The sequence below is a fragment of the Methylobacterium sp. FW102-HT35C08 genome (genome assembly GCF_058790235.1).
The window spans coordinates 5,903,801-5,929,004 of record NZ_JBYTCL010000002.1 but is presented as its reverse complement, the minus strand read 5'-3'; the positions used below and the strand labels follow the sequence as shown (position 1 = coordinate 5,929,004).

At 69.1% G+C, this 25,204-nt stretch carries 23 protein-coding genes and 1 tRNA gene; 10 read left to right on the top strand and 14 right to left on the bottom strand.

The features are described from left to right. Positions 1–19 precede the first annotated feature (19 nt). Positions 20–802: a trans-aconitate 2-methyltransferase gene (gene tam / locus AC3WSN_RS28365; RefSeq protein ID WP_492542500.1), complete on the top strand. Its 783-nt coding sequence runs from the start codon at positions 20–22 to the stop codon at positions 800–802. 12 nt (positions 803–814) lie between these two features. Here the strand turns inward: tam and AC3WSN_RS28360 are convergent, their stop codons facing one another. The 11 genes from AC3WSN_RS28360 to aroQ form a co-directional block, all read right to left on the bottom strand. Next, entirely contained in the window at positions 815–2,890 is a 2,076-nt protein-coding gene (locus tag AC3WSN_RS28360; RefSeq protein ID WP_492542498.1) for a methyl-accepting chemotaxis protein, read from the bottom strand. A 245-nt stretch (positions 2,891–3,135) separates the two neighbouring features. Beyond that, positions 3,136–3,789 carry a pyridoxamine 5'-phosphate oxidase family protein gene (locus AC3WSN_RS28355; protein WP_492542496.1) on the bottom strand — a complete coding sequence of 218 codons (654 nt, stop codon included), beginning with the start codon at positions 3,787–3,789 and terminating at the stop codon, positions 3,136–3,138. 168 nt (positions 3,790–3,957) lie between these two features. Next, positions 3,958–4,977, bottom strand: coding sequence for a ketol-acid reductoisomerase (gene ilvC / locus AC3WSN_RS28350; protein WP_492542495.1), 1,020 nt, complete (start codon positions 4,975–4,977; stop codon positions 3,958–3,960). Between the two features lie 12 nt (positions 4,978–4,989). Next, positions 4,990–5,643: a TetR/AcrR family transcriptional regulator C-terminal domain-containing protein gene (locus tag AC3WSN_RS28345; protein ID WP_492542492.1), complete on the bottom strand. Its 654-nt coding sequence runs from the start codon at positions 5,641–5,643 to the stop codon at positions 4,990–4,992. Between the two features lie 86 nt (positions 5,644–5,729). Then, positions 5,730–6,374, bottom strand: a complete 645-nt coding sequence (locus tag AC3WSN_RS28340) for a glutathione S-transferase family protein (protein WP_492542490.1) — start codon at positions 6,372–6,374, stop codon at positions 5,730–5,732. 125 nt (positions 6,375–6,499) lie between these two features. Beyond that, the gene (gene ilvN, locus AC3WSN_RS28335; RefSeq protein WP_020090724.1) at positions 6,500–7,042 is read right to left on the bottom strand and encodes an acetolactate synthase small subunit; all 543 of its coding nucleotides are present in this window, start codon (positions 7,040–7,042) and stop codon (positions 6,500–6,502) included. 82 nt (positions 7,043–7,124) lie between these two features. Beyond that, entirely contained in the window at positions 7,125–8,900 is a 1,776-nt protein-coding gene (locus AC3WSN_RS28330; RefSeq protein ID WP_492542488.1) for an acetolactate synthase 3 large subunit, read from the bottom strand. 425 nt (positions 8,901–9,325) lie between these two features. After that, positions 9,326–10,771 carry an amidase gene (locus tag AC3WSN_RS28325; RefSeq protein WP_492542486.1) on the bottom strand — a complete coding sequence of 482 codons (1,446 nt, stop codon included), beginning with the start codon at positions 10,769–10,771 and terminating at the stop codon, positions 9,326–9,328. 175 nt (positions 10,772–10,946) lie between these two features. Then, positions 10,947–12,026, bottom strand: coding sequence for a dihydroorotase (pyrC, locus tag AC3WSN_RS28320; protein WP_492542484.1), 1,080 nt, complete (start codon positions 12,024–12,026; stop codon positions 10,947–10,949). A gap of 11 nt (positions 12,027–12,037) precedes the next feature. Next, on the bottom strand, positions 12,038–12,739 hold the full coding sequence (locus AC3WSN_RS28315; RefSeq protein WP_238193924.1) for an orotate phosphoribosyltransferase: 702 nt from the start codon (positions 12,737–12,739) through the stop codon (positions 12,038–12,040). 146 nt (positions 12,740–12,885) lie between these two features. Continuing rightward, positions 12,886–13,335 (bottom strand): type II 3-dehydroquinate dehydratase, encoded by a 450-nt coding sequence (aroQ, locus tag AC3WSN_RS28310; RefSeq protein ID WP_492542482.1) that lies wholly within the window; start codon positions 13,333–13,335, stop codon positions 12,886–12,888. Positions 13,336–13,510: 175 nt separating this feature from the next. On the opposite strand from aroQ, the gene AC3WSN_RS28305 reads away from it, so the two are divergent. The 3 genes from AC3WSN_RS28305 (at position 13,511) to AC3WSN_RS28295 (ending at position 14,821) form a co-directional block, all read left to right on the top strand. After that, the gene (locus AC3WSN_RS28305; RefSeq protein ID WP_192706507.1) at positions 13,511–14,353 is read left to right on the top strand and encodes a 3-oxoadipate:acetyl-CoA acetyltransferase; all 843 of its coding nucleotides are present in this window, start codon (positions 13,511–13,513) and stop codon (positions 14,351–14,353) included. 44 nt (positions 14,354–14,397) lie between these two features. Beyond that, positions 14,398–14,471 (top strand) — tRNA-Gly (locus AC3WSN_RS28300). Positions 14,472–14,533: 62 nt separating this feature from the next. Continuing rightward, the gene (locus AC3WSN_RS28295; protein ID WP_192706506.1) at positions 14,534–14,821 is read left to right on the top strand and encodes an MTH1187 family thiamine-binding protein; all 288 of its coding nucleotides are present in this window, start codon (positions 14,534–14,536) and stop codon (positions 14,819–14,821) included. A 47-nt stretch (positions 14,822–14,868) separates the two neighbouring features. Here AC3WSN_RS28295 and AC3WSN_RS28290 read toward each other — a convergent pair whose 3' ends face one another. After that, on the bottom strand, positions 14,869–15,042 hold the full coding sequence (locus tag AC3WSN_RS28290; RefSeq protein ID WP_492542480.1) for a metallothionein: 174 nt from the start codon (positions 15,040–15,042) through the stop codon (positions 14,869–14,871). Between the two features lie 154 nt (positions 15,043–15,196). Between AC3WSN_RS28290 and AC3WSN_RS28285 the strand changes: the two genes are divergently transcribed. Further along, a complete protein-coding gene (locus AC3WSN_RS28285) occupies positions 15,197–17,515 on the top strand; it encodes an FdhF/YdeP family oxidoreductase (RefSeq protein ID WP_492542478.1) in 2,319 nt (772 codons plus the stop codon). A gap of 45 nt (positions 17,516–17,560) precedes the next feature. After that, entirely contained in the window at positions 17,561–18,922 is a 1,362-nt protein-coding gene (locus AC3WSN_RS28280) for a pentapeptide repeat-containing protein (RefSeq protein ID WP_492542476.1), read from the top strand. 30 nt (positions 18,923–18,952) lie between these two features. Here AC3WSN_RS28280 and AC3WSN_RS28275 read toward each other — a convergent pair whose 3' ends face one another. Next, positions 18,953–19,423: a MarR family winged helix-turn-helix transcriptional regulator gene (locus tag AC3WSN_RS28275; RefSeq protein WP_192706502.1), complete on the bottom strand. Its 471-nt coding sequence runs from the start codon at positions 19,421–19,423 to the stop codon at positions 18,953–18,955. Positions 19,424–19,537: 114 nt separating this feature from the next. Beyond that, positions 19,538–20,941, bottom strand: coding sequence for an L-seryl-tRNA(Sec) selenium transferase (gene selA, locus AC3WSN_RS28270; RefSeq protein WP_492542474.1), 1,404 nt, complete (start codon positions 20,939–20,941; stop codon positions 19,538–19,540). A gap of 249 nt (positions 20,942–21,190) precedes the next feature. On the opposite strand from selA, the gene AC3WSN_RS28265 reads away from it, so the two are divergent. The 4 genes from AC3WSN_RS28265 to AC3WSN_RS28250 all read left to right on the top strand — a co-directional run bounded on the left by AC3WSN_RS28265 (position 21,191) and on the right by AC3WSN_RS28250 (position 25,163). After that, a complete protein-coding gene (locus AC3WSN_RS28265) occupies positions 21,191–22,621 on the top strand; it encodes a mannose-1-phosphate guanylyltransferase/mannose-6-phosphate isomerase (protein WP_492542472.1) in 1,431 nt (476 codons plus the stop codon). A 130-nt stretch (positions 22,622–22,751) separates the two neighbouring features. Continuing rightward, complete coding sequence (locus AC3WSN_RS28260) at positions 22,752–23,765, top strand: SDR family oxidoreductase (RefSeq protein WP_492542470.1); 1,014 nt, start codon at positions 22,752–22,754, stop codon at positions 23,763–23,765. Between the two features lie 12 nt (positions 23,766–23,777). Continuing rightward, a complete protein-coding gene (locus AC3WSN_RS28255; protein ID WP_492542469.1) occupies positions 23,778–24,677 on the top strand; it encodes an alpha/beta fold hydrolase in 900 nt (299 codons plus the stop codon). Between the two features lie 285 nt (positions 24,678–24,962). Further along, a complete protein-coding gene (locus AC3WSN_RS28250; protein WP_492542467.1) occupies positions 24,963–25,163 on the top strand; it encodes a hypothetical protein in 201 nt (66 codons plus the stop codon). Positions 25,164–25,204: the final 41 nt, after the last annotated feature.

Genomic DNA, 25,204 nt, shown 5'->3' with positions numbered 1-25,204 from the left:
GACACACCGGAGGGTCCAGATGGCCGATTGGAACCCCGCCCTCTACACCCGCTTCCAGGACGAGCGGACGCGGCCGGCGGCCGAACTTCTCGCCCGCGTACCCCTCGACGCACCGGTTCTGGCCGTCGATCTCGGCTGCGGCCCCGGCAATTCCACCGCACTGATCGCGGCACGCTACCCAGACGCGGAGGTGATCGGCCTCGACACCTCGCCGGCCATGCTGGAGAGCGCCCGCGCCCGGCTCCCCGGTCTCGCCTTCGCGCTGGCTGATGCCGCGACCTGGATGCCCGAACGCGCGCCGGACCTGATCTTCGCCAACGCCGTCCTGCAATGGTTGCCCGACCACGCGACCCTGCTGCCGCGGCTGTTCGGTCTCCTCGCCCCGGGCGGCGTGCTGGCCGTGCAGATGCCCGACAATCTCGCAGAGCCCTCGCACCGGCTGATGCGCGAGGTCGCCGGCGCGGGCCCATGGTCAGCGGCCATCGGCGATCCGGCCGTGGCCGGCCGCCTCGGCCGGATGCTGGAGCCAACCGCCTATTACGATCTGCTGGCACCCCACGCTGCCGAGGTCGATGTCTGGCGCACGACCTACCACCACCGCATGGCGGATGCCGCCTCCATCGTCGATTGGGTCAGCGCAACCGGTCTCCGGCCCTTCCTCGATCCGCTCGACACAGATCAAAAGCCCCGCTTCCTGGCCGCCTATGAGCGCGCCATCGCGGAAGGCTATCCGCCCCGGAGCGACGGGCGGCGCCTTCTCGCCTTCCCGCGGGTGTTCATCGTGGCGCGCAAACCGCGGTAGCAGCCCGCTCCTTCAGGCCGCGCGCACCGTGCCGAGGAAACGGCTCACCTCGGCACTCAGGTGCTCGGATTGCCGGGACAGGTCGGAGGACGAAGCCAGCACCTGATTGGCGGCCGCGCCGGTCATGTCGGCAGCGCCGGCCACCCGGGAGATGTTGGTCGTCACCTCGCCTGTGCCGGCGGCGGCCTGGGTCACGTTGCGCACGATCTCCTGGGTCGCGGCGTCCTGTTCCTGCACCGCGGCAGCGATCGTTGTCGCCACCCCGCTGATCTCACCGACGCGCCCCGTGATGCTGCCGATCGCCGACACGGCCTCGCCGGTGGAGGCCTGAACGCGGGCGATGTGGCCCGAGATCTCTTCGGTCGCCTTCGCGGTCTGGCCAGCCAGTTCCTTGACCTCGGCGGCCACCACCGCGAAGCCTCTTCCGGCCTCCCCGGCCCGGGCCGCCTCGATGGTGGCATTCAGGGCCAGCAAATTGGTCTGGCCGGCGATTCCATGGATCAGCGCCACCACGTCGCCGATCTTGATTACCGCGGCGTTCAGATCCTCCACCAGCCTGACCGTCTGGGCCGCCTCGTCAGCCGCAGCCTGCGCGAGCCGTGCGGATCCCTGGACCTGCCGTCCGATCTCCCGCACGGAGCTGCCGAGTTCCTCGGCCGCCGAGGCTGCGGCGCGAACGTTGGAGGCCGCCTCCTCGGCTCCGGCCGCGACGGTGATCGACTGGCTGGCGGTCTCCGAGGCCGTATCGGCCAAGCCGCGCGCCGTGGCCTGCAACTCGGTGGCCGCCGCAGTGACCGAGCCGACGATGCCGCCGACCGCGTGTTCGAACGCCTCCGCCAGATCAGCGGTCGCACGCCGGCGTTCCTCCTCGGACTGGGCCAGGGCGGCCGCCCGGGTCCGGGCGTCGGCCTCGGCCTGGGCGCGGAGCGCGTCGCGCAGGCTCAGGACGGCGCGTCCGACGAGCCCGACCTCATCGCGGCGCCGCGCCTCGGGTACGCGCGCCTCGTAGTTCCCCGCCGCCATGTCGCCGATCGTCCTGCCGAGGCTGCGGATCGGTGTCCCGACGAGGCGGTGCAGCACGCCGAGGAGAGCCGCGCACCCGATCAGCACGCAGAGGACCGAGATACCGATCAACAGCGCGCGGGCCCGATCCTCCGCGGACGTCAGGGTCGCGACCGGCACCGCGACCACGATGGCCCATCGATCGGGCGTCTCGCCGGCCTGGATATGCTGCGCCATGTAGCGCCACGGCGCGCCATCCGGGCCGGGCGCATCGACGACCACATTCGCGCCCGCCGCGATCGACTGCTTGGCGACGGCGGCGGCGGAGGCGTCAAAGGTCTGCAGCGGCTTTCCGGCGGCTTCGCCGGTCGGGTGCGCCACGGTCGTCCCGCTCGCCGAGACGACGGCCAAGTAGCCGGTTCCGAACGGCTTCACCGCGCCGAGCGCCCGGTTCAGGGATCCGAGGTCGATGTCGACGCCGGCTGTGCCGAGATATGCGCCGTCCACGATGATCGGCGCGCCGAACGACATCATGACGATGTCCTTCCCGGCAACCGGGTAGATGTAGGGCTCGATGGCCACCAGACGGTTGAGCTTCTTGGGTTGAAGGTAATAGGCGCCGTCCGGCTCGGTCTCGTAGCCGGTGAGAACCTCCCTCTTGATCGTGCCGCTGCCGCGGTTCCAGTACGGCATGAAGCGGCCGCTCGCGTCCGAGGATGCCGTGCCGGCGAACTCGCGGTCCCGCCCATCCAGGGCATTCGGCTCCCAGCCCGTCCAGGTCGCGATCAGGTCGGGGTTGGCGCGCAGCAGGTCGCGTAGCGTCGCATCGTAGACCGCCCGATCCCGGATCCCGCCGGCGCGCAGGGCCGACGCCGCAACCGCGAGGCTCTCGGCGGTCTTGGCTGCGGCAGAGAGACGAAGCCTGACGTCGCGCGCCTCACTCGACAGCGTCTCCGACTGGATTTTTGCCGTCTGTTCCTCGAAAGCAGAGTTTATCCGACGGATCAGGAACGTTGTTCCGGCCGCAAAAATCGCGGCGATCAAGACACTGCATATGATTGCGACACGGAGCGGAAGCGAGAACATTTCGTATAAGCGTCCGCACGTAGATTATATGGCTTTCGCCAAGCAATTCCACGCTACCTAACTGAAACACCGCCGTCAACTTTACGATCTCAATGCAAAAACTCAGATTTAAGATGCCGCATTTAATGATATAAAGGAACTAATATCCGAAATAAGATTCGCATAATGTGAAATCGTGCTTCGACTACTGCTATAACGGCGAGCACGCCGGCCGACGGCGGGATCCGGCGGCCGGCAGCTTCCTTTCAGGCTTCGCCGCGTGCGACCAGCGCCTCGTACTCGGACACGTCCAGCTTGCCTTCCTGGGCAACCCGCGCCTTGTCGGCATCACTGATGACATCGCCCGCAAGGTCGAGACGCTTCCATGCAGCGAGCGGCGTCTCGCGACCGGGCCTTGGGACGTACTTGTTCTGCTCGAGCTTCTTGTACTTGTGGATGTAGCGCGGGCAATTGACCCAGATCTTCGTCACCGCGACCTTCACGAGGTACTTGGCCTCGGTGTACTCAGCCATGAGCGCGTCGTCGCGCAGCAGCGTGGCGTGGCCCTGAACGCGGATGCGGTGCGGCGTCTCGAAGTCAATGAATAGCAGGCCGACCTTGGCCTGACCCTCGATGTTACCCATTGAGTAGAACATGCCGTTGCCGTCGAAGCCTGGGAACACCAGCGTGTTGCGGTCGAGCACCTTCACAAAGCCCGTGGGGCCGCCCTTGTAGGAGACGGTCGGCATCCCGTCCGGGTCGACGGTCGAGAGGAAGAACATGTCGCGGGAGCCGATGAAGGCGCCCTCCTCCGGCTGGATGCTCTCGTGGACCCAATCCTCGTCGAGACGCACGGCGAGCTTGGTGGTCCCGAACTCCTCCTGCAGCGCCCGGTGCGCGTCGGAATAGAGCGATGCCATGGCGTATCCTCCGAGCCTTCGTCGGTCCTCGTCGCGCGGGACCGCTGGCCGGGCTTATCGCCGGGAATAGCCGCGCTCGGCAACCAAGAACGCGAAGGGCCGGCCTCGCTCGCGCGTGACCGGCCCCCAGCACGGCCGAACAGAGCCCGGCCGCACGATGAGAAGAAATCAGTTGCGGGTCTTGTCGACCAGCGCCTTCTCGGAGATCCACGGCATCATGCCGCGGAGCTTGGCACCGACCTCCTCGATCGGGTGGGCGGCGAGCTTGGCGCGGGTCGCCTTGAACGAGGTCTGGTTGACCTTGTTCTCCAGCATCCAGTTGCGGGTGAAGGTGCCCGACTGGATGTCGTTCAGCACGCGCTTCATCTCGGCCTTGGTCTCGGGCGTGACGATGCGCGGGCCGGTGACGTACTCGCCGTACTCGGCCGTGTTGGAGATCGAGTAGTTCATGTTGGCGATGCCGCCCTCGTAGATGAGGTCGACGATCAGCTTCACCTCGTGCAGGCACTCGAAATAGGCCATCTCGGGGGCGTAGCCCGCCTCGACCAGGGTCTCGAAGCCGGCCTTGATCAGCTCGACGAGGCCGCCGCAGAGCACGGCCTGCTCGCCGAACAGGTCGGTCTCGCACTCCTCCTTGAAGGTCGTCTCGATGATGCCGGCGCGGCCGCCGCCATTGGCCGAGGCGTACGACAGGCCGAGGTCGTGGGCGTTGCCGGAGGCGTCCTGCGCGATGGCGATCAGGGTCGGCACGCCGCCTCCGCGGAGGTACTCGGAGCGCACAGTGTGGCCGGGGCCCTTCGGAGCGACCATCAGGACGTCGAGGTCCTTGCGCGGCTCGATCAGGTTGAAGTGGACGTTGAGGCCGTGGGCGAACAGGAGCGCGGCGCCCGGCTTCATGTTGCCCTCGAGGGACTCGCGGTAGATGTCGCCCTGCAGCTCGTCCGGGGTGAGCATCATCACCACGTCGGCCCACTTGGCGGCCTCGGCCACGGAGAGAACCTTGAAGCCCTCGTGCTCGGCCTTCTTGGCGGTCGCGGAGCCCTCGCGCAGCGCGATGACGATGTCCTTCACGCCGGAATCGCGCAGGTTGAGCGCGTGGGCGTGGCCCTGGCTGCCGTAGCCGACGATGGCGACCTTCTTGCCCTTGATCAGGTTCAGGTCGGCGTCGCGATCGTAATACACCCGCATGTCTGTCTCCTCTTAAGTTCGGTGATTCGGGTCGGGTTTGGCCTGACCGTAGAGGATCAGGAACTGCTCGACGGCGCGGCCCGCATCGCGCCGGATCTCGGCCCCGTCGAGGTCGAGGGTCTCGCCGAGCAGAAGTCGGATCTGGATATCCCGGCCGACGAGGCCGAAGAAGGTGCGGAAGGCGGCTTCGCTGTCGGCGAAGCTCAGCAGGCCGGCGGCGCGGCCGGCCTCCAGCACGGGCTTGACCCGCTCGCCGATGGCGAAGCGCCCGTTCGCGAGCACGATGCCGCCGAGGTTGCTCTTGCGCGAGCCCGCATGCGCGATGGCGATGCGGTTCAGCGCGACCGAGGTCGGGCCGGTGATGACCTCCAGCCACGTCACGGCGAAGTCCTGCAAGCGCTCCCGCAGGGTCGCGCCGTCGAGCACCTGCGCGGCGTCGTGCCCGGCATGAACCCGGGAGGCCTGCCAGCGCACCGTCGCGGTCAGCAATCCGTCCCGGTCACCGAACCACTTGTAGAGCGTCTCCTTCGAGCAGCTCGCCCGGCGCGCGACGGCGTCCATGGTGACTTGCTCGCCGTCCTCGACCATGAGGCCGAGCACGGCGTCCAGCACCGCCTGCTGGCGTGCCGAGGGTGCGTCCTGCTCTGCTGTGGCGCTGGCCTGCATCGTCTCGAAATGGCGTACCGTACCGTACGGTACGCGCTATAGGCCGATTCGGAGGCCGCGGCAAGGGGGTGCCGCGGCCGGCCGTGTCAGCGCGGGAGAGGCAGACCCTCGCGGGCGAAGACGGCCTGGACGGCCGGGCGCTCGGCGACCCGGCGGGCATGGGCGGTCCAGGCCGGGAAGCGGCCGGCTATGTCGAACCGAAGAGTCGGGCCGTTCGCCCAGAACCAGAAGACCATCAGGTAGGCGTCCACCACGCTGAAGCGGTCACCCACCGCCCAGCCACCGTGCGAGAGGCGCACCTCGGTCATGGTGGCGAGATCGGCATAGGTGTTGGCGGCCTTTGCCTTGATGCCGTCGAAGGCGCTCTCGTCCTCGGTGTAGCGCTCCGGCCGGCGGACATGCGCGTAGGTCACGTGGTGGTTGCAGGCGAGCCAGCCGAGCCACTCGTCCGCGGCGGCCTGCTCCCGCAGGTCAGTGGGCCAGAGCCCCTTTTCCGGCACCTGACGGGCGACGTGGCGAAGGATCGCGGCGCACTCGGTGAGCACCCAGCCGTCCTCGGTCAGCGCCGGCACGCGGCCGCGATCGTTGATGGACAGGTATTCCGGCCGACGCTGGTCGCCCGCGGCGAGGTCGAGCTTGTTGCCCTCGTAGGACAGCCCGGATTCCTCCAGGATGATGTGGGCGGCGAGCGAGCAGGCGCCGGGGGCGTAGTAGAGAGTGCGGGCAGTCATGCAGGGTCCTTGATCGACGAACGCGGGCGCGACGTTTTCAGCGACAACGGCCAGCCGGCTGTCGCCTTCAAATCCGACGACGACTTCCGGCTCCCCCGAGCACCGACTGGCCGCGCGTCAGAAGCTCAGAGCGGTTCCGCCCCGCGCCCCATCGCAGAGATGCCGGTGCGGCAGATCTCCACCAGTCCAATCACACTCATCAGGCGCACGAACCGGTCGACATCTTCGGTGGCGCCAGTCAGCTCGAACACGAAGGAGTTGAGCGTCGCGTCGAGTGTCTTGGCGCCAAATGCAGCGGCGAGCCGCAGGGCCTCGCTGCGGTGCTCGCCCTCGCCCTTCACCTTCACGAGGCAGATCTCGCGCTCGATGGCGTTGCCCTGGAGCGTCAAGTCCACGACCCGGTGCACCGGCACCAGCCGGTCGAGCTGCGCCTTGATCTGCTCGATCACGGCGTTCGTGCCCGTCGTAACGATGGTGATGCGCGAGATGTGGCGCGCCTCCTCGGTCTCGGAGACGGTCAGGCTCTCGATGTTGTAGCCCCGGCCGGAGAACAGGCCCGAGATGCGGGCGAGCACGCCGGGCTCGTTGTCGACGATCACCGCCAGCGTGTGCCGGTTCACCGGCTCGACGCGGACCGCATCGGGGTAGTGGGTGTTCATCGCGTTCATCGCCGGCCTCGTCCTCGTCGTTCGACCCATCGCCGCCGCAGCGGCGGATCGCGGCCCGGCTTTGACACCGGGCCGCCCGCCCTCACACCAGCATCTTGCCTTCCTCGGAGATCACGTCGCCGAGCTCGACGCCGGTCTCGCCGAGGTAGTCGGACAGGAGCATCTCGTTGTGCGCCTTGCCCGACGGGATCATCGGGAAGCAGTTCTCGGTCTTGTCGACGATGCAGTCGAAGATCACCGGGCCGTCATGGGCGAGCATCTCGGCGATGGCGCCGTCGAGGTCGCCCGGCTTCTCGCAGCGCATGCCCTTGGCGCCGTAGGCCTCGGCCAGCTTCACGAAATCCGGCAGGCTCTCCGAGTAGCTCTGCGAGTAGCGCGAGCCGTGCAGCAGCTCCTGCCACTGTCGGACCATGCCCATGTACTCGTTGTTCAGGATGAACACCTTGATCGGCAAGCGGTACTGCACCGCCGTCGACATCTCCTGCATGTTCATCAGGATCGAGGCCTCGCCGGCGATGTCGATCACCAGCCCGTTCGGGTGCGCGAGCTGCGTGCCGATCGCGGCCGGCAGGCCGTAGCCCATCGTGCCGAGGCCGCCTGAGGTCATCCAGCGGTTCGGTTCGTCGTACTTGAAGTATTGGGCGGCCCACATCTGGTGCTGGCCGACCTCGGTGGTGATGTAGGTCTCGCGGCTCTTGCAGGCCTCGTAGAGGCGCTGGACCGCGTATTGCGGCTTGATGATCGTGCCGGACGGCCAGTAGGCTAGGCAATCCCGAGCCTTCCAAGTCGCGATCTTCTGGAACCACGAATCGAGGTTGGACTTATCCGGCCGCGACGGCAGGGCGCGCCACGCCTCGAGCATGTCGGCCAGCACCGAGGCACAGTCGCCGACGATGCCGACATCGACCTTCACGACCTTGTTGATCGAGGACGCGTCGACGTCGATGTGGATCTTCTTCGAGAACGGCGAGAACGCGTCGAGCCGGCCCGTGATCCGGTCGTCGAACCGGGCGCCGACGCAGATCATCACGTCGCACTCGTGCATCGCGAGGTTGGCCTCGTAGGTCCCGTGCATGCCGAGCATGCCCAGAAACTTATCGTCCGTGCCCGGATAGGCGCCGAGCCCCATCAGGGTCGAGGTGACCGGGAAACCGGTCTCGCGGACGAGCTCGCGCAGCAGGCGCGAAGCCTCCGGGCCCGAGTTGATCACGCCGCCGCCGGTGTAGAAGACCGGCCGGCGCGCCGTTGCCATCAATTCGACGGCGGCGCGGATCCGGTCGGAATCGCCCTTCACGGCCGGGCGATAGGTCTTGTGGCTCGCGATCTCAGGACGCTCGTAGAGCCCCGAGGCGAACTGGATGTCCTTGGGCAGGTCGACGACCACCGGGCCCGGCCGGCCGTTGGCCGCGACGTAGAACGCCTCGTGTAGGATGCGCGGCAGGTCGTCGATCGATTTGACCAGGTAATTGTGCTTCGTGCAGTGGCGCGTGATGCCGACCGTGTCGCATTCCTGGAAGGCATCGGTGCCAATCAGGTGCGTCGGGACCTGGCCGGTGATGCAGACCAGCGGGATCGAATCCAGCATCGCGTCGGTCAGGCCGGTGACGATGTTGGTGGCGCCGGGGCCCGAGGTGACGAGGACGCAGCCGACCTTGCCGGAGGAGCGGGCATAGCCCTCCGCCGCGTGGACGGCGCCCTGCTCGTGGCGAACGAGGATGTGCTTGACGGCGTTCTGGTGGAACAGCGCGTCGTAGATCGGAAGTACTGCGCCGCCCGGATACCCGAACAGCGTGTCGACACCCTGATCCTGGAAGGCCCGGATGACCATCTCGGCCCCGGTCATGACCTCGCCGCTCATGCTCGTCTCCTCGCGCTCTCCGGAGCCACCGCGATCCTCGGATCGCCGCCCTGCCCCGTCCTCTCTCACTGCACCTTCGTCCCGCGAGGCGGTCTCCGCCTCGCCCGAACGTGCCCTTCGCGTCGATATCCCGTCTGCGCCGATCCCATGCTGCCCTGACGCAGGCAACAAAAAAGGGCCCCGAGGGACCCTGCATGCGCCACCGCTCGGACCGCGGCCCTAGCTCAGGGCCGCCCCGTCGGTGACGCTACCGCTACAATAAGGATCGTGGTCATCGGATATCCGAACTCGCCCCGCGGCGGCCGACCAATCCAGCATGGATTGCAACGGATCGCGCGTGAAGTGTCGGGCCTCTTAGCGGAGAGCGGGGAGCGGGTCAACGGCTCTGTCGTGCCGTTTCGGTGCTTCGAGCCGCTTCCGCGCCTTCACGACACCGGCGGCGGGTAGCGGCGGACCCAGTTGCTCGCCGCGTCGTAGGCTGTGCCGAGTTGCAGGCAGGCGAGCTCGCCGTGGTTGGGACCGACGATCTGGATGCCGGTGGGCAGTCCGGCCTCTCCGAACCCGGCCGGCACGTCGAGGGACGGCAAGCCCGCCATGGTCACCGGGATCACGGTCTGCATCCAGCGGTGATAGGTATCCATTCGGCGCCCACCCACCGTCTCGGGCCAGCGCAGAGCCTTGTCGAACGGGAAGACCTGCGCCGTCGGCATCACGAGGTAATCGTAAGTCGCCATGAACCGGCGCAAGGTCTCGTACCAGCGCGTGCGGCCCTCGAGGGCGGCGATGATCTGGTCGGCGGTGAGCGCCAGCCCGCGCTCAACCTCCCAGGCGGCCTCCGGCTTCAGCTGGGACCGATGGCGGGGCTCATCGTAGAACGGGCGCAAAGCCGCCGCGACGGTGAGTGCCCGCAGCACCAGCCAATCCTGCCAGAGCCGCTCCATATCGTAGCGCGGCACCGCCTCCTCGACGATGCAGCCCAGCTCGACGAAGGTCGTCAGTGCGGAGCGTCCGAGTTCCAGCACACCGGGATCGAACGGGATCTGCCCGCCGAAATCGCCGAGCCACGCGATGCGGGCGCCGCGAAAATCTCGGGCGCGCGGGCTGGCGAAGGCGGAGGGGTCTTGACGGATCGCGTTCGGGTTGCGCGGGTCGTAGCCCGCCTGGACGGAGAGCATCAGGCCGATATCGGCGGGCGTGCGCCCGATCGCCCCGAGCACGCCGAGGCCGGGGCTGAACACGTCCTTGGCCTCGGCTGGGATTCGCCCCCAGGCCGGGCGCAGGCCGTAGCAATTGTTGAAGGCCGGCGGGTTCCGCAGGGATCCGGCATGGTCGCTGCCGTCGGCGACCGGCTGCATTCGCAGGGCCACCGCGACCGCGGCGCCGCCGCTCGACCCGCCCGCGGACTTGTCGCGATCGTAAGCGTTGGCGGTGGTCCCGTAGACCGGGTTGAAGCTGTGCGATCCGAGGCCGAATTCCGGGATGTTGGTCTTGCCGATGAAGATCGCTCCGGCGGCGCGAAGCCGGGCCACCATGATCGAGTCGGTGTCGGCGATCCGGTCGGCGAAGATCGGCGAGCCCTGCGTGAACCGCAGGCCCCGCACGGGATCGAGGTCCTTCACGGCGAGTGGAAAACCGTGGAGCGGTCCGACCGCCTCACCGCGCGCCAGGACGGCATCCGCGGCATCCGCCTCCTGAAGTAGCGCCGCGTCGTCCCGCAGCCCCACGATGGCGTTCACCTGCGGGTTGATCCTGTGGATCCGGTCCAGATAGGCGCGCATCACCTCGGCGCAGGAGACGATCCGGCCGCGGATGGCGGCGGCGAGGTCCACCGCGCCCATGGCCGTGATGCCGTCCGGTCGCGCGTCCTGCATCGTACCGCTCCTTCGATCTGGTGGGCTGCACCGACCACGCCGCGATGCAAGATCGGTGACCGTCTTTGCGAGCGGAGCGAAGCAATTCAGCAGCGCAACGCGGGTTCAGCCTCGCGCTGCCCTGAGTCGCTTCGCTGCGCGCGCAATGACGGTGCGCAGACCTTGCCCTAGGTGATTACGCCACCGACCAGGGCAGGGTCTCCTCGCCCCGGAACACCACAACGGTCGTGTCGTCGACCGCGACCGCCTCGGCGACCCGGCCCGGCCGCCGCTCTAGGGTCAAGGTCCCGGCATTCGGCTCCAGGCCGTGGAAGCGCGCACCGTTGAGCGACGCGAAGGCCTCGAACCGGTCGAGTGCCCCCTCCTCGTCGAAGACCTGCACGTAGGTCTGGAGCGCGGAAGGCCCGCAGAACACGCCGGCACAGCCGCAGGACGCCTCCTTGGCGCCGCGGACATGCGGGGCCGTGTCGGTGCCGAGATAGAAGCAGGCCTCGCCCGAGGTCGCGGCCTTGCGGAGGGCCAGCCGGTGCCGCTCGCGCTTGGCCACCGGCAGGCAGTAGAGGTGCGGGCGCAGGCCGCCCTGGAAGATGTGGGTCCGGTTGATCACCAAGTGGTGCGGCGTGATCGTCGCCGCGCACCGGCTCCGGTGCTCGCGGACCACGTCGAGGATCTCAGCCGTGGTGGCGTGCTCCACGGTGACCTTCAGCCCCTGATGGCGGCCGAGCAGTGGGATCAGGCTGCCCTCCATGAAGGCGGCCTCGCGGTCGAAGATGTCGATCTCCGGGTCGGTCGCCTCGCCGTGGATCAGGAGCGGCATGCCGATCCGCTCCATCCGCTCCAGCACGGGCGCGATCCCGTTGAGGTCGGTGACGCCCGCGTGCGAGTTCGTGGTCGCGCCGGCCGGGTACAGCTTGGCGGCGACCCAGACCTTGTCCCGAAAGCCACGCTCGATCTCATCCGGATCGGTGTCGTCCCGCAGGTAGCAGGTCATCAGCGGCGTGAAATCCATTCCCCCGGGGAGTGCGGCGAGGATGCGCTCCCGGTAGGCCTGCGCGGCCGCGACCGTGGTCACCGGCGGCACGAGGTTCGGCATGATGATGCCCCGGGCGAACTGCGCCGCCGTGTAAGGCAGCACCGCCTTCAGCATCGCGCCGTCGCGCAGGTGGATGTGCCAGTCGTCCGGGCGGCGGATCGTGATCCGGTCGACCGGCTTTGCCTCCTGGCGCTCGGCGGGGAACAGCTCGGCGACGCCCATCGCGAAACTCCTCAGGCCTGACCGAAGGCGGAGATGCCGCCGTGGGCCGCGGACCACTCCGCCGGCGCGTTGAGGAAGCGCTCGACCTCTTCCAGGGTCTTCGGATCGAAGGTGCCCATCTCCTTGGCCACCGCCAGCACGTCCCACCACGTCGTGAGATAGTGGAGCTTGATGCCGATCTCCTCCATCAGCGCGGCGCTGCCGGGGAAGATGTCGTAGTAGAACAACACGAAGCAGTGATCGACCTGGGCGCCGGAATCGCGCAGGGCCTTGCAGAAATTGACCTTGCTGCGCCCGTCGGTGGCGAGATCCTCGACCAGCAGGGTCCGGGCGCCCTCGACGATCTCGCCCTCGATCTGGGCGTTGCGGCCGAAGCCCTTGGGCTTCTTCCGGATGTACTGCATCGGCAGCATCATCCGGTCGGCGATCCAGGCGGCGAAGGGAATGCCGGCGGTCTCGCCGCCCGCGATGTGGGTCAGCTTCTCGTAGCCGATCTCGCGCACGATCGTGGCGGTGGCGAAATCCATCAGCGTCGAGCGCAGGCGCGGGAACGAGATGATCTTCCGGCTGTCGGTGTAGACCGGGCTCGCCCAGCCGGAGGTGAACTTGAACGGCTCGTCCTTGTAGAAGAGCACCGCGCCGATCTCGAGGAACATCTTGGCCGCCTCGCGGGCGATCACTTGCCGGTCGAGGGGCAGGAAGGGGCTGGTCATGCGGCGTGCGCGCTCCGCTTTGGTGCTCTCCGGGGCTTGAAGACCAGTCCGGCCGGAGAGAACGCGTTGAATAAGGGCCTGACCGCCCTCCTCCGCCCTGTCTCCGCCAGCGTCAACCCTGCGCGGCGCGCTATCCGCGCTTCACTTCAAGCGGTCTTGCCGGCCCGCAGATGCGCGAGGTGCCGGATCGCCAGAGCGTAGCCGTGCATCCCGAACCCCGCCAGCACGGCCGTCGCCGCGAGCGAGATGTAGGAATGGTGGCGGAAGGCCTCGCGGCGATGGACGTTCGAGATGTGGCACTCGATCACCGGCACCTCGCAGGTATTGAGCGCGTCGAGGATCGCCACCGACGTGTGGGTGTAGGCGCCGGCGTTGATGACGATGCCGGCCGAGCCGACCCGGAATTCCTGGATCGCGTCGATCAGCACGTGCTCGGCGTTGCTCTGGCGGCACTCGACCGCGAGCCCGAAGCCTGCGGCGGTCTCGCGGCACAGGGCCTCGACATCGGCCAGCGTCTCGCGGCCGTAAATCTCCGGCTGGCGCTTGCCCAGCAGGTTCAGGTTCGGCCCGTTCAGGACCAGGATCGTGTCGTTCATCGTGTGCCTCGCGGCCCGAGAGGTGCGGCAAGCGCCGGCAAGACACAAGGGCAGGATGTCATCCGGCCGGAGATGTCCCGCATACGGACCCGATGCGCACGCCGGTCGGTTCAGATCCGCGACCCGCGGCGCTATCCCGGACGGCGCGAGGGGATGAGGCAGGGAGAATAAACGGATGGCGGCATCCCGAAGCGACGCACCCGTGGTGATCGCGGTGGCGATCACGGGCTCGGTCCCTCGCAAGAAGGACAATCCGGCCGTGCCCGTCACAGTGGCCGAGCAGATCGAATCGACGCATCAGGCCTTCGAGGCGGGTGCCACGCTCTGCCACATCCACGTGCGCAACGACGACGAGTCGCCCTCCTCCGACCCGGACAAGTTCGCCGCCGTGCAGGAGGGGCTGCGCCAGCACTGCCCGGGGATGATCGTGCAGTTCTCCACGGGCGGGCGCGGGCGCGACCCGGCTGCCCGTGGCCTCTCGCTCAGGCACCGGCCCGACATGGCCTCCCTGTCCACCGGCTCGGTGAACTTCCCGACCATCGTCTACGAGAATTCCGCGAGCCTCGTGACCGAACTCGCCAGCCAGATGAAGCAGCACGGCGTCCGGCCCGAGATCGAGATCTTCGATCTCTCGCACCTGCACGGCGCCAAGCGCCTCATCGAGGCGGGCCTGATCGACGCGCGCCCGCACGTGCAGTTCGTGATGGGCGTCCAGAACGCCATGCCGGCCGAAGAGCACCTCCTCGACATCCTGCTCGCCGAGACGCGGCGGATCCTGCCCGAGGCGACCTGGACCGCCGCCGGGATCGGCCGCAATCAGGCGGTGGTGATGGACTGGGCGTTGGCTCGCGGCGCCGACGCGGTGCGCACGGGGCTTGAGGACAACATCCGGGTGGCGAAGGACCGTCTGGCGGCGAGCAACGCCGAGCTGGTCGGGCTCGCCGCCGAGGCCGTGGCCCGCCACGGCCGCCGTGTCGCGACGCCCGCCGAGGCGCGCGCAGCGCTCGGGCTTGGCTGAGCCACCTTCTCACGCGCGGGTCGGCGTGCTAACGCTCCGACCGCGCGGGTGTAGCTCAATGGTAGAGCAGCAGCCTTCCAAGCTGAATACGAGGGTTCGATTCCCTTCACCCGCTCCAGCCCGCGCCGCCGGCCGCGGTCGCCGCGCCGGGTCGCGCCTCTTCCGGATCAGGCACACATCATGAAGGTTTCGGCCGACCTCTGCATCGTGCCGATGGGCGTCGGTCCGTCGGTCTCGCCCTACGTACGCGCGATCAAGGCGATCATCGAGTCGAGCGGCCTGACCGCCACGATGCACCCCAACGGCACCAACATCGAGGGCGAGCTCTCCGAGATCTGCGCGCTCGCCGAGCGGTGCGAGGCGAAGCTCGCGGAACTCGGAGTCCAGCGGACCTTCTTCACGCTGATCTTCTCCACGCGCCGTGACAAGGACCAGTCCATGGCCGACAAGCTGACGGCCGTCTCCTGACGCGGCGCGCGGCGCTCCCGCCGCGCGGTCTGGACGCCCAATCGACCTCAGCCGTGGCAGCTGCAGCCGGCATGGTCGCAGCCGGCGTGATCCGTGTGCCCGTCGGCGCACGAGTCGCAGCAATAGGCCTTCCCGTCCCGGGACACCGCCTTCGCGACCGGGATCACGCAGACGCAGTCCTGGCAGGCACACTTCACCATCTCGACGTCGACGCTGGCCACGATCTCCTCCTGTGCTCTTATGTGGACGAGTCGACGTTAGATCCGGGACATCCATAAGCAAAGCCGGCCCGGCCGCGGTGACGCGCCCGTGATCCGTTTCCCGGCTCGCGCGTTTCCCTCGTCCGGTCGTTGGCGTGCCGGACGGGAGGACGGCATGGCTGAACAAGAAACCGGCGACGTACGGATCGAGCCTTATGACGGCCCGGCGGGCGGCTGGGGCTCGGCCCGCTCCCTCGTCGAGATCCTGACGCGTGAGGGTGTGCCGGTCACCGGCTCGGCGATGCTGCTGAAGCAGAACAAGCCGGACGGATACATGTGCGTGTCCTGCGCCTGGGCGAAGCCCGCCAAGCCGCTCGCCTTCGAGTATTGCGAGAACGGCGCCAAGGCGACCGCCTGGGAACAGACACGGCGGCGTGCGACCCCGGACTTCTTCGCGGCCCACACCGTCACCGAGCTGCTCGGCTGGAGCGATTACGCCCTGGAGGAGCAGGGCCGCCTCACCCATCCCCTGCGCTACGATCCCGAGACCGACCGCTATCGCCCCGTCTCGTGGGCCGAAGCGATGGCGGAGATCGGGCGGGAGCTGAAGGCCCTGCGCGCGGCCGACCCGAAATCGGTCGTGTTCTACGCCTCGGGCCGGGCCTCCCTGGAGACCAGCTACATGTGGGCGCTGCTGGCGCGTCTCTACGGCAACAACAACCTGCCGGATTCCTCCAACATGTGCCACGAGCCGACCTCGGTGGCGCTGCCCCAATCGATCGGCGCGCCCGTAGGCACGGTGCTCCTGGAGGATTTCGAGGACACCGACCTGATCCTCTTCTTCGGCCAGAATGTCGGGTCGAACGCGCCGCGGATGCTCCACCCGCTCCAGGAGGCACGCCGCCGCGGTGCGCAGATCATCACCTTCAACCCGCTGCGCGAGCGCGGGCTGGAGCGCTTCACCGATCCGCAATCGCCGGTGGAGATGCTGACGCGGTCCTCCACGAAGATCTCGACCCAGTACCATCAGGTGAAGGCGGGCGGGGATCTCGCGGCGATCACCGGCCTGTGCAAGGCGTTGCTCGCCATGGACCGGGAGGCTTCCGCGTCTGGCCGGCCCGGCGTGCTCGACCACGCCTTCATCGCCGAGCACACCCACGGGTTTGAGGATTTCGTCGCCTTCTGCGACGGGCAGGATTGGGCCGCGCTGGAGCGGCGCTCCGGGCTCACCCGGGCTGCCCTGGAAGCCGCGGCCGCAGCCTATGCCCGCGCCAAGGCGGTGATCGGCATCTACGGGATGGGCCTCACGCAGCACCGCAAAGGTACCGAGACCGTGCGGATGCTGGTCAACCTGCTGCTCCTGCGGGGTAATATCGGCAAACCCGGAGCCGGGATCTGCCCCGTGCGCGGCCATTCCAACGTGCAGGGTCAGCGCACGGTCGGCATCACCGAGAAGCCGGAACTGGCGCCCCTCGACAAGCTGAAGGAACTCTACGATTTCGAGCCGCCGCAGGAGAAGGGGCTCAACACCGTCGAGACCTGTGAGGGCATCCTCGATGACAGCGTGAAGGCCTTTATCGGGCTGGGCGGCAACTTCCTGCGCGCGGTCCCCGATACCGGCCGCATGGAGCCGGCTTGGCGCCGGCAGCGGCTGACCGTCCAGATCTCGACCAAGCTCAACCGCTCGCATCTCGTGAACGGGGCGGTGGCCTACATCCTGCCCTGCCTCGGCCGCATCGAGATCGACCGGCAGGCGAGCGGCCCGCAGGTGGTCTCGATGGAGGATTCGACCGCGCGCTTCCACGGCTCCCGGGGCGTCTCCGACCCGGTCGGCCCACACCTGCGCTCGGAGCCCTGGATCGTGGCGGAGATCGCGAAGGCGACCCTGCCGCCGAATCCGCGGATCGACTGGGATTCCTGGGTCGCCGATTACGGCCGGGTGCGCGTGGCCATCGAGGCAACCTATCCCAAGGTGTTCCACGACCTGAACGGGCGGATGTTCCAGCCCGGCGGCCTGACCAAGCCCCTGGGCGCCCGCGACCGGAAGTGGGAGACGGAGACCGGCAAGGCGAATTTCGCCGTGCCGGCGGGCCTGGAAGCCGACCCGGACCTGCCGGCCCGCGGCCCGGATGTGCTCGACCTGATCACCCTCCGGTCGAACGACCAGTTCAACACCACGGTCTACGGTTACGACGACCGCTTCCGCGGCGTGAAGGGCACCCGCGACGTGCTGTTCATGAACCGGCAGGACATTGCCCGGCTTGGACTGAAGGATGGCGGCGGCGTCGACGTGGAGACCGAGGCCGACGACTCGGTTCCGCGGCGTGTCGGCGGGCTCCGGGTCGTGGCCTACGATATTCCGGAAGGGAATTGCGGCGGCTACTACCCCGAGCTGAACGTCCTGCTGCCGCTCTGGCACCATGACGAGCAGTCCAAGACGCCCGCCGCCAAGGCGATCACCGTCCGGGTGACCGCAGCGGCCCGCTTGGGCTGAGAGGAGCGTCTGGCGCGCGGTCGCTCCTTCCGGCAAGGAACGATCATGGACCAGGCGACCCCACCCGACGCACGACCGGACGCTTACGCGGATCCGCGTCTGCTCGCCCTCCTGGACCGGATCGCGGCCGAGACGCCCCTGCGGGCGCCGGGGCTGGATCTCTCGCATCTGCGGGCGTGCCCCGATGTGCTGGCCGCTGAGGCGGGGACCGCCGATCCCGAGTCCGGCGGCCTGCCGCTCGCCGGGGCCGATCTCTCCGGCGCCCGGATGGAGGAGGCCGACCTCGCCGGGGCGAATTTGCGCCGGGCCACGCTCCGCGGGGTGGTCGGGCGCTCGACCCGCTTCACGGGCGCCATCCTGGAGGAGGCCGACCTCTCCGAGGCGGACCTATCGGGCGCGGATTTCACCGGGACGGTCGCGGGCCAAGTGAAGTTCGTCGGCGCCATGCTGGAGGATGCGCGCTTCGGCCAGGCCGCGATGCGGTTCGCCGACCTGTCCGGCGCGCTCCTCGACGGAGCGGATTTCGCGGGCGCCGATCTCTGGGGCACAGATTTCTCCGGGGCGGACGCCGACGACACGGTGTTCCGCGAGGCCCGCCTGGACGAAGCCAAGCTCGCGGATGCCAACCTCACCCACGCGGATTTTGCCGGCGCCAGCCTGACGAAGGCGAGTCTGGCGGGCTCGCGGCTGCGGGGGGCGAATTTCACCGGGGCGAAGCTCGACGGGGCCGACCTGTCGGGGGCTGACCTGTCGGATACCGATCTGGTGCGCTTGAATCTCGGCACCTGCCGCCTCCGGCACGCCCGCTTCTCCGGCGCGTGGCTGAACGGCACGCGGATGAGCGTCGAGCAGCTCGGCGGCGCGGTCGGCGAGGAGGTGGCCGGCGCCTACGAAGCCGCACAAGCGAGCTATCTGGCCCTGGAGCAGAACTGGAAGAGCATCGGCAGCCATGACGCGGCGAGCTGGGCCTACAAGCGGGGCCGCCGGATGGGACGTTTCCATGCCGGGCGGCAGGCGCTGGCCGCCTGGACCGAGCGGGACTGGACCGGCGTTCTGCGGCACGGCTACCGCTGGACCGCCGACCGCTTCGTCGAGTGGCTGTGCGATTACGGCGAGAGCCTGTCGCGCATCGCCCGGGCCTTCGCCCTGCTGATCGTCGTGTTCGCGGGCCTCTACGGGCTGACCGGCGGCCTGTTCATCCTGGACGGGCCGGAGGCGGGCCCGACCTACAATCCCCTCGATCTCCTGAGCTACAGCGCGCTCAACATGATGACCGCCAACCCGCCGGAGATCGGTTTGAAGCCCACCGGCCGCGTCACCAACCTGCTGGTCGGCCTCGAGGGCGCGGTCGGCATCATCCTGATGGGGCTCTACGGCTTCGTCCTGGGCAACCGCCTGCGCCGATGATGGGAGGCTGCGGCCCGCTGCGCGGAGCCGTCACTCGCCCACGCTCAGGCGGTCGATGACGAGGCTGAGGTCCTTGCGCAGGGCGCGGATCTCGGGCTCGCTCAGTTCGAGCTGGCACATCACGCTCTCACGGACGGAGACGGCCTCGGAGCGGAGTGCCGAGCCCTTCGGCGTCAGCGCGATCTCGACCTCGCGCTCGTCGGACTGACGGCGGGTGCGGAGCAGGAAGCCCGCGCCTTCCAGCCGCTTCAGCACCGGCGTGAGGGTCCCGGAATCGAGTCGCAGCCGCCGGCCGATCTCGGAAACCGTGACGCCGTCCTGCTCCCACAGGACCAGAAGGACGAGATATTGCGGATAGGTCAGGCCGAGCCGCTCCAGGAACGGGCGGTACGACTTGGTCATCCGGTGTGCGGCCGCATAGAGCGCGTAGCAAAGCTGATTATCCAGGAGGAGCGGGTCCGACTCTCGCTCCGCCTCTAACGTGTCGGCAGTGTACGCCATATCGTTCGCCCATCGCGGTCCAGGCACCGCCACTCTCGACCGCGACCGCGGGTTTGTCATCATACCATAACACGCGAAGCCGGCGCACAAGGTCCAGCCGAGCGTTACGATTTCCTAACAACCGGGTTGGGATCGTGACTCACTATTTGGCGACGCGAGCGCCGCCAGGGTGTCGAGGAGCCCGGTCTCGTCCTCCAGGGTCCGAAGGTCGAGGACGATCGTATCGTCGCTGATCCGGCCGATCACCGGTATCGGCAGCCCGCGCAGGCGCTCGGCCAGCCGCTTGCACCGACCGCCGGCGCCGCGCCGGCCCGCTCCGCCCCCCGGATCCGGATGGAGAACCAGCGCGGCGCTGGGCAGCGTCTCGACCGGCAGGGCGCCGGAGCCGATCTGGCTGATGCACGCTGCCACCGAGACCGTCGCGCTGCCGGCGAGCCGCTGCGCCACCGCGGGCGCGAGCCGCTCCGCCTGCTCGGCGATCGCCGCGCGGTCGCGGGTCAGCAGCCGCAGGGTCGGCAGCTCCGCCCGCAGCCGCTCGGGGTGGAGATAGAGGCGCAGCACCGCTTCAAGGGCCGCGTAGGTCATCTTGTCGACGCGCAAGGCCCGCTTCAAAGGGTTCTTGCGGACGCGGGCGATCAGGTCCTTCCGGCCGGCCACGATGCCGCATTGGACCGCACCGAGGAGCTTGTCGCCGCTGAACGTCACCACGTCGGCCCGCGCCAGGGCCGCCCGGACGGTGGGCTCGGCCGGAAGGCCGTAGGCGGTGAGATCGACGAGACTGCCGCTGCCGAGATCGTCGGCAAGCGGCACACCGCGCTCGCGGCAGAGGGCGTGCAGGGCGGCCGGGTCGGCGGCGGCGGTGAAGCCCGCGATCGCGTAATTGCTCGGATGCACCTTCATCACCAGGCCGGTGCGCGGGCCGATCGCCTCCGCGTAGTCGCCGAGATGCGTGCGGTTTGTGGTACCGACCTCGCGGAGACGGCATCCGGCGCGGATCATGACGTCCGGCACCCGGAAGGAGCCGCCGATCTCCACCAGCTCTCCGCGCGAGACCACCACCTCCTTGCGCGTGGCGAGCGCGTTCAGCACCAGCAGGACCGCGGCCGCGTTGTTGTTCACCACCACCGCGGCCTCCGCACCGGTCAGGCGGCAGATCAGGCCCTCGACGTGGTCGTCCCGCTCGCCCCGGCCCCCGGTTTCGAGATCGAATTCCAGGTTGCTCGCCTGCACCATCACGGCGGCGACCGCCTCGGCGGCCGAGCGCGGCAGCAGGGCGCGACCGAGATTGGTGTGGAGCACGGTCCCGGTGAGGTTGAACACAGGCCGCAGGGAGGGGCGTCGCTCGGCAGCGAGGCGCGCGCACGCGGCAGCCCGGATCTCCGGCTCGTCCGGCACCGGGCCACCCGCGGCGCGGAGGTCGGCCAGCACGGCCCGGATCGCGTCGGTGAAGGCTGTCCGCCCATAAACTTCCAGATCGGCCGCCGCCGCACTGCCGACCAAGCGCTCGACGGATGGCATCCGGCGGGGTGTTCCGACGGCGCTCGGGTGGATCTGGGCGGATGAGCTCATGCAGAAGAACAGATAACGATCCGCCGGCGCCGGGCCAGCCCGGCCGGACGCGGACAATCCGCGCAGGATTGTTCCGCCCCGGGTCCGACGTTAAGGCCACATCCGGAAAACGGTCGCCGATGGCGTGCCAAAGCTTTACGAAGCGGCCCGGGCCCAGGCCATGCGGGCTGCCCGCCGATCCTATCGGGAGACGTCATCATGTCCCGGGCCTCTGCTGTCATCCACCCGATGATCCTGTGCGGCGGGACGGGGACGCGGCTGTGGCCGGCCTCGCGGGAGAGCATGCCCAAGCAGTTCGCCCGGCTGGTGGACGCGGAGCGCTCGACGTTCCAGGCGACCCTCGCGCGGGTGTCGGACGCGGCCGTGTTCGCGAAGGCGACCGTGATCGCCTCGGCCGAGGCCCGGTTCATCGTCGCCGAGCAGCGCGATCAGCTCGGCCTTGCCGCCGACATCCTGCTCGAGCCCCAGGGGCGCGACTCGGCCGCCGCGGTGGCGGTGGCGGCGCTGCACGCGGCGGCGGCCGACCCGCAGGCGGTCGTGCTGATCATGGCCGCCGACCATGTCGTGCCCGACACGGCCGCCTTCGTGGACGCCGTGGTGCGCGCGGCCGCCGGCGCGCAGGCGGGCTACACCATGACGCTGGGCCTCGAGCCGGACCGCCCCGCCACCGATTACGGCTACATCCGCCGCGGCGAGCCGATCACGGAGGCGCCGGGCGCGGCCCGCGTCGCCCGCTTCGTCGAGAAGCCCGACCGGGCCGGCGCCGAAGCGCTGATCGCGGAGGGCGCGCTGTGGAACTCCGGCTACTTCCTCTTCCGCGCCGACCTGATGCTGGCCGAGCTGGAGGCGTTCGTGCCGGACGTGCTCGCGGCCGCGCGCGCGGCCCTGGAGGCCGCGGTCACCGACCTCGATTTCGTGCGCCTCGATGCGGCGGCCTTCGCCCAGGCCCCCAAGATCTCGATCGACTACGCGGTGATGGAGCGGACCGCCCAGGCTGGCGTGCTGCCGGTGTCGTTCCCCTGGTCGGATGTCGGCACCTGGGACGCGGTCTGGCAGGTCCTGGACCACGATGAGGCGGGCAATGCGGTGCGGGGCCGGGTGTCGCTGATCGAGACGAAGAACAGCCTGGTCCACAGCCAGGGCGACGGCGTGACCGCCGTGGTGGGCCTGGAGGACGTGGTGGTGGTGTCCACGCCCGACGCGGTGCTGGTGGCCTCTAAGGCGCGCTCGGGGCAGGTGAAGGAGCTGGTGACCGCGCTGCGGGCGAAAGGTGAGCCGGAGGCGGACGCGCATCTACGGATGTACCGGCCGTGGGGCTGGTACCAGCGGATCGACATCGGCGAGCGGTTCCAGGTGAAGCGGATCCAGGTGGTGCCGGGCGGACGCCTGTCCTTGCAGAAGCACTACCACCGGGCGGAGCACTGGGTGGTGGTGCGCGGCACCGCCGAGGTCACGATCGACGAGCGGGTGGTTCTGGTCCACGAGAACGAGGCGGTCTACCTGCCGATCGGGTCGATGCACCGACTGGCCAATCCGGGGAAGATCCCGCTGGAGCTGATCGAGGTGCAGGTCGGCTCCTATACCGGCGAGGACGACATCATCCGCGTCGAGGATATCTACGGGCGCTGACCGAAATCGCGCCCTGCGACGCAAACACCCTCCCAGTATCTGGAACCATGAAGCCCTCCCGGTGAATAGCAGGTGTGTGGTCGCGTCCCTCGCGGATGGCAGCCGCATATCGAGACACCGGGGGAGACTCATGAAGCACAAGCCGCTCCGCGAGCAGGTCATCGTGATCACCGGCGCATCGTCGGGCATCGGGCTGGCCACAGCGCGGATGGCGGCCGAGCGCGGCGCCCGCGTCGTCATGGCGGCGCGCAGCGGCGATGCCCTGGCGCGCATCCGGGCCGAGATCGAGGGAATCGGCGGCAAGGCGATCGACGTGGTCGCCGATGTCGGCCGCCGGGCGGACGTCCAGGCCGTCGCCGACCGCGCGGAGGCGACCTTCGGCGGCTTCGACACCTGGGTGAATGTCGCGGGCGGCTCGATCTATGGCCGGCTGCGCGAGATCAGCGATGCCGACCATGAGCGTCTGATCCAGACCAACTTCTGGGGCACGGTCTACGGGTCGCTGGTGGCGACCGAGCACCTGCGCCAGCATGGCGGCGCGCTCATCAACGTTGGCAGCATTGCCTCGGACCTCGCCTTCCCGTTCCAGGGCATGTACGCGGCCTCGAAGCACGCGGTGAAGGGCTTCACCGACGCGTTGCGCATGGAGCTGATGTACGAGAAGGACCCGGTCTCGGTTACCCTGATCAAGCCGGCCTCGATCGACACCCCGTTGCCCCAGCGCGCGCGCAACTACATGGACCGCGAGCCCAGCCTGCCACCGCCGATCTACCCGCCCGAGGAGGTCGCGAACGCCATCCTGCACGCGGCGGTGCACCCGCAGCGCGACATCTTCGTGGGCGGCGCCGGCAAGGCCTTTACGGCCGGCAAGGAGTTCGCGCCCGGCGCCTACGACTATCTCGCCCCGGCGATCATCGCGCTCCAAAAGCGCGCGAGCGCCCCCCGCAATCCGGATGGGGCCCTGCACGCGCCGGTGGCGGCGGGCGAGATGCGCGGCGACCCGCCGCTCCCCGTCATGCGGACCAGCGCATACACCCGGGCGACGCTGCACCCGCTCGCCGCGGCGGCAGGCCTCGTCGGCATTGGTGCGGCCACCGCGCTGGCCGTGCTCAGCAACGCGCCCGGTCGCCGTCGGCCTCTGTAGTTGACCCTTGTGATGGACACTCTGCCCGGTCCGAGCCGACCTGCGTCGGACGCGCAACGCGACCCGCGGGTCGTCCCGCGCCGGATCGTCCAGCTCTCCGAAGACCGGACCATCGCCTACGCGGAAACCGGGCGCGGCCCCGATCTCGTGGCGATCCACGGCACGCTGATGTGCCTGGAGGACATGTGGCTCGGGCCGGTGCCGGCGCTGGCGGAGCATTTCCGGGTGATCGCGGTCGACCGTCCGGGGCACGGCTTCAGCCTGCGCCCTCGCGGACGCGCGGCCGATATCTGGGATCAGGCCGCCCGGATCCGGGACGCGGTGCAGCGCCTGGATGTGCACCGTCCGGTGATCGTCGGCCACTCGTTCGGCGCGGCGGTCGCCCTCGCCTACGGAATGCTTCACCCGGAGGAGATTGCCGGCGTCGTCGCCGTCGCACCGATCTGCTTCCCCGAGCCCCGCCTGGAGCACGTGCTGTTCGGCCCACGGGCGCTGCCGTTCGGCGGCGATCTCCTGTCCAGACTCCTGAGCGCCGGAAGCGACAAGGCGCTGCTTCCGCTGCTCTGGAACGCGATGTTCTTCCCCAAGGCGATGCCGGACACGTTCGCCCGCCGCTTCCCCTTCGACCTCGCCGCACGGCCCGCGCAGATCACCGCGGAAGGCGAGGATGCCGGATGGCTCTGGCCGGCGCTCACGCGCAGCGTTCTGTCCTACCCGACCGCGCGCGCACCGGCGCGTTTCGTGTGCGGCAGCGCCGATCTGGTCGTGAACACGTTCGTCCACGGGCGGCGCGCCGCCGGCCTGATGCCGCCGGCCACGTTCGAGCTCCTGCCGGGAGCCGGCCACATGCTGCACCATTTCCACGCCGACGCGGTGGTGCGTGCGGCGTTGTCGCTGCGTCCGGCGGCATAGGTCTGCCGACGCTCCGGGGCTCCCGCGTGCCGCTGCATGCACGGCGCGGCGCGATCCGAACATCTCGACCCGACCCGGGCGCGATGCCGCGCCTCAGGTATGATCCTCGCGCGGCAGCGCCCCTGCGCGTGCCCGCGAGCGGCCGTATGCCCGCCTGTGCTCTGCGGGGATAGCGGGCACAAGCCTTCGCTTAGCCGACACAGGTTGTTGCGCAGGCCAAGCCATTAACGCGTCGAGCCTTTTCGCGGTGCATCATCGAAGCATGACGTAGCTCGCGAGCCCGCCATGCACTTCAAGATTCGCGCGACCGGCCGGCATCTCTGGACCTGGGTGCTTCTGGATGACACCGACGCGACGGTCGCCGAGTCGGACCGGGCGTTCCCGACGCAGACCCAGGCCTCGGCTGCCGCGATGGCGTTCGCGCAGCTCGTGGCGCGAGCAGGCCGATCGCTGAACGCGGGATCGCCCGGGGGAAGCCTGATCTGACCGGATCCTTCGGTCCCTTGTCTTTTGGTCTGCCTGGACAG

What these genes read in the sequence shown, in the direction of transcription:
- aroQ (WP_492542482.1), bottom strand. Translation starts at nt 13,335, where the DNA reads ATGAACGACACGATCCTGGTCCTGAACGGGCCGAACCTGAACCTGCTG.
- AC3WSN_RS28250 (WP_492542467.1), top strand. Translation starts at nt 24,963, where the DNA reads ATGCACTTCAAGATTCGCGCGACCGGCCGGCATCTCTGGACCTGGGTG.
- AC3WSN_RS28345 (WP_492542492.1), bottom strand. Translation starts at nt 5,643, where the DNA reads ATGCAGGCCAGCGCCACAGCAGAGCAGGACGCACCCTCGGCACGCCAG.
- ilvN (WP_020090724.1), bottom strand. Translation starts at nt 7,042, where the DNA reads ATGAACGCGATGAACACCCACTACCCCGATGCGGTCCGCGTCGAGCCG.
- AC3WSN_RS28330 (WP_492542488.1), bottom strand. Translation starts at nt 8,900, where the DNA reads ATGAGCGGCGAGGTCATGACCGGGGCCGAGATGGTCATCCGGGCCTTC.
- tam (WP_492542500.1), top strand. Translation starts at nt 20, where the DNA reads ATGGCCGATTGGAACCCCGCCCTCTACACCCGCTTCCAGGACGAGCGG.
- AC3WSN_RS28325 (WP_492542486.1), bottom strand. Translation starts at nt 10,771, where the DNA reads ATGCAGGACGCGCGACCGGACGGCATCACGGCCATGGGCGCGGTGGAC.
- AC3WSN_RS28255 (WP_492542469.1), top strand. Translation starts at nt 23,778, where the DNA reads ATGGACACTCTGCCCGGTCCGAGCCGACCTGCGTCGGACGCGCAACGC.
- AC3WSN_RS28340 (WP_492542490.1), bottom strand. Translation starts at nt 6,374, where the DNA reads ATGACTGCCCGCACTCTCTACTACGCCCCCGGCGCCTGCTCGCTCGCC.
- AC3WSN_RS28275 (WP_192706502.1), bottom strand. Translation starts at nt 19,423, where the DNA reads ATGGCGTACACTGCCGACACGTTAGAGGCGGAGCGAGAGTCGGACCCG.
- pyrC (WP_492542484.1), bottom strand. Translation starts at nt 12,026, where the DNA reads ATGGGCGTCGCCGAGCTGTTCCCCGCCGAGCGCCAGGAGGCAAAGCCG.
- AC3WSN_RS28260 (WP_492542470.1), top strand. Translation starts at nt 22,752, where the DNA reads ATGAAGCACAAGCCGCTCCGCGAGCAGGTCATCGTGATCACCGGCGCA.
- AC3WSN_RS28295 (WP_192706506.1), top strand. Translation starts at nt 14,534, where the DNA reads ATGAAGGTTTCGGCCGACCTCTGCATCGTGCCGATGGGCGTCGGTCCG.
- AC3WSN_RS28355 (WP_492542496.1), bottom strand. Translation starts at nt 3,789, where the DNA reads ATGGCATCGCTCTATTCCGACGCGCACCGGGCGCTGCAGGAGGAGTTC.
- AC3WSN_RS28360 (WP_492542498.1), bottom strand. Translation starts at nt 2,890, where the DNA reads ATGTTCTCGCTTCCGCTCCGTGTCGCAATCATATGCAGTGTCTTGATC.
- AC3WSN_RS28285 (WP_492542478.1), top strand. Translation starts at nt 15,197, where the DNA reads ATGGCTGAACAAGAAACCGGCGACGTACGGATCGAGCCTTATGACGGC.
- ilvC (WP_492542495.1), bottom strand. Translation starts at nt 4,977, where the DNA reads ATGCGGGTGTATTACGATCGCGACGCCGACCTGAACCTGATCAAGGGC.
- selA (WP_492542474.1), bottom strand. Translation starts at nt 20,941, where the DNA reads ATGCCATCCGTCGAGCGCTTGGTCGGCAGTGCGGCGGCGGCCGATCTG.
- AC3WSN_RS28315 (WP_238193924.1), bottom strand. Translation starts at nt 12,739, where the DNA reads ATGACCAGCCCCTTCCTGCCCCTCGACCGGCAAGTGATCGCCCGCGAG.
- AC3WSN_RS28280 (WP_492542476.1), top strand. Translation starts at nt 17,561, where the DNA reads ATGGACCAGGCGACCCCACCCGACGCACGACCGGACGCTTACGCGGAT.
- AC3WSN_RS28305 (WP_192706507.1), top strand. Translation starts at nt 13,511, where the DNA reads ATGGCGGCATCCCGAAGCGACGCACCCGTGGTGATCGCGGTGGCGATC.
- AC3WSN_RS28265 (WP_492542472.1), top strand. Translation starts at nt 21,191, where the DNA reads ATGTCCCGGGCCTCTGCTGTCATCCACCCGATGATCCTGTGCGGCGGG.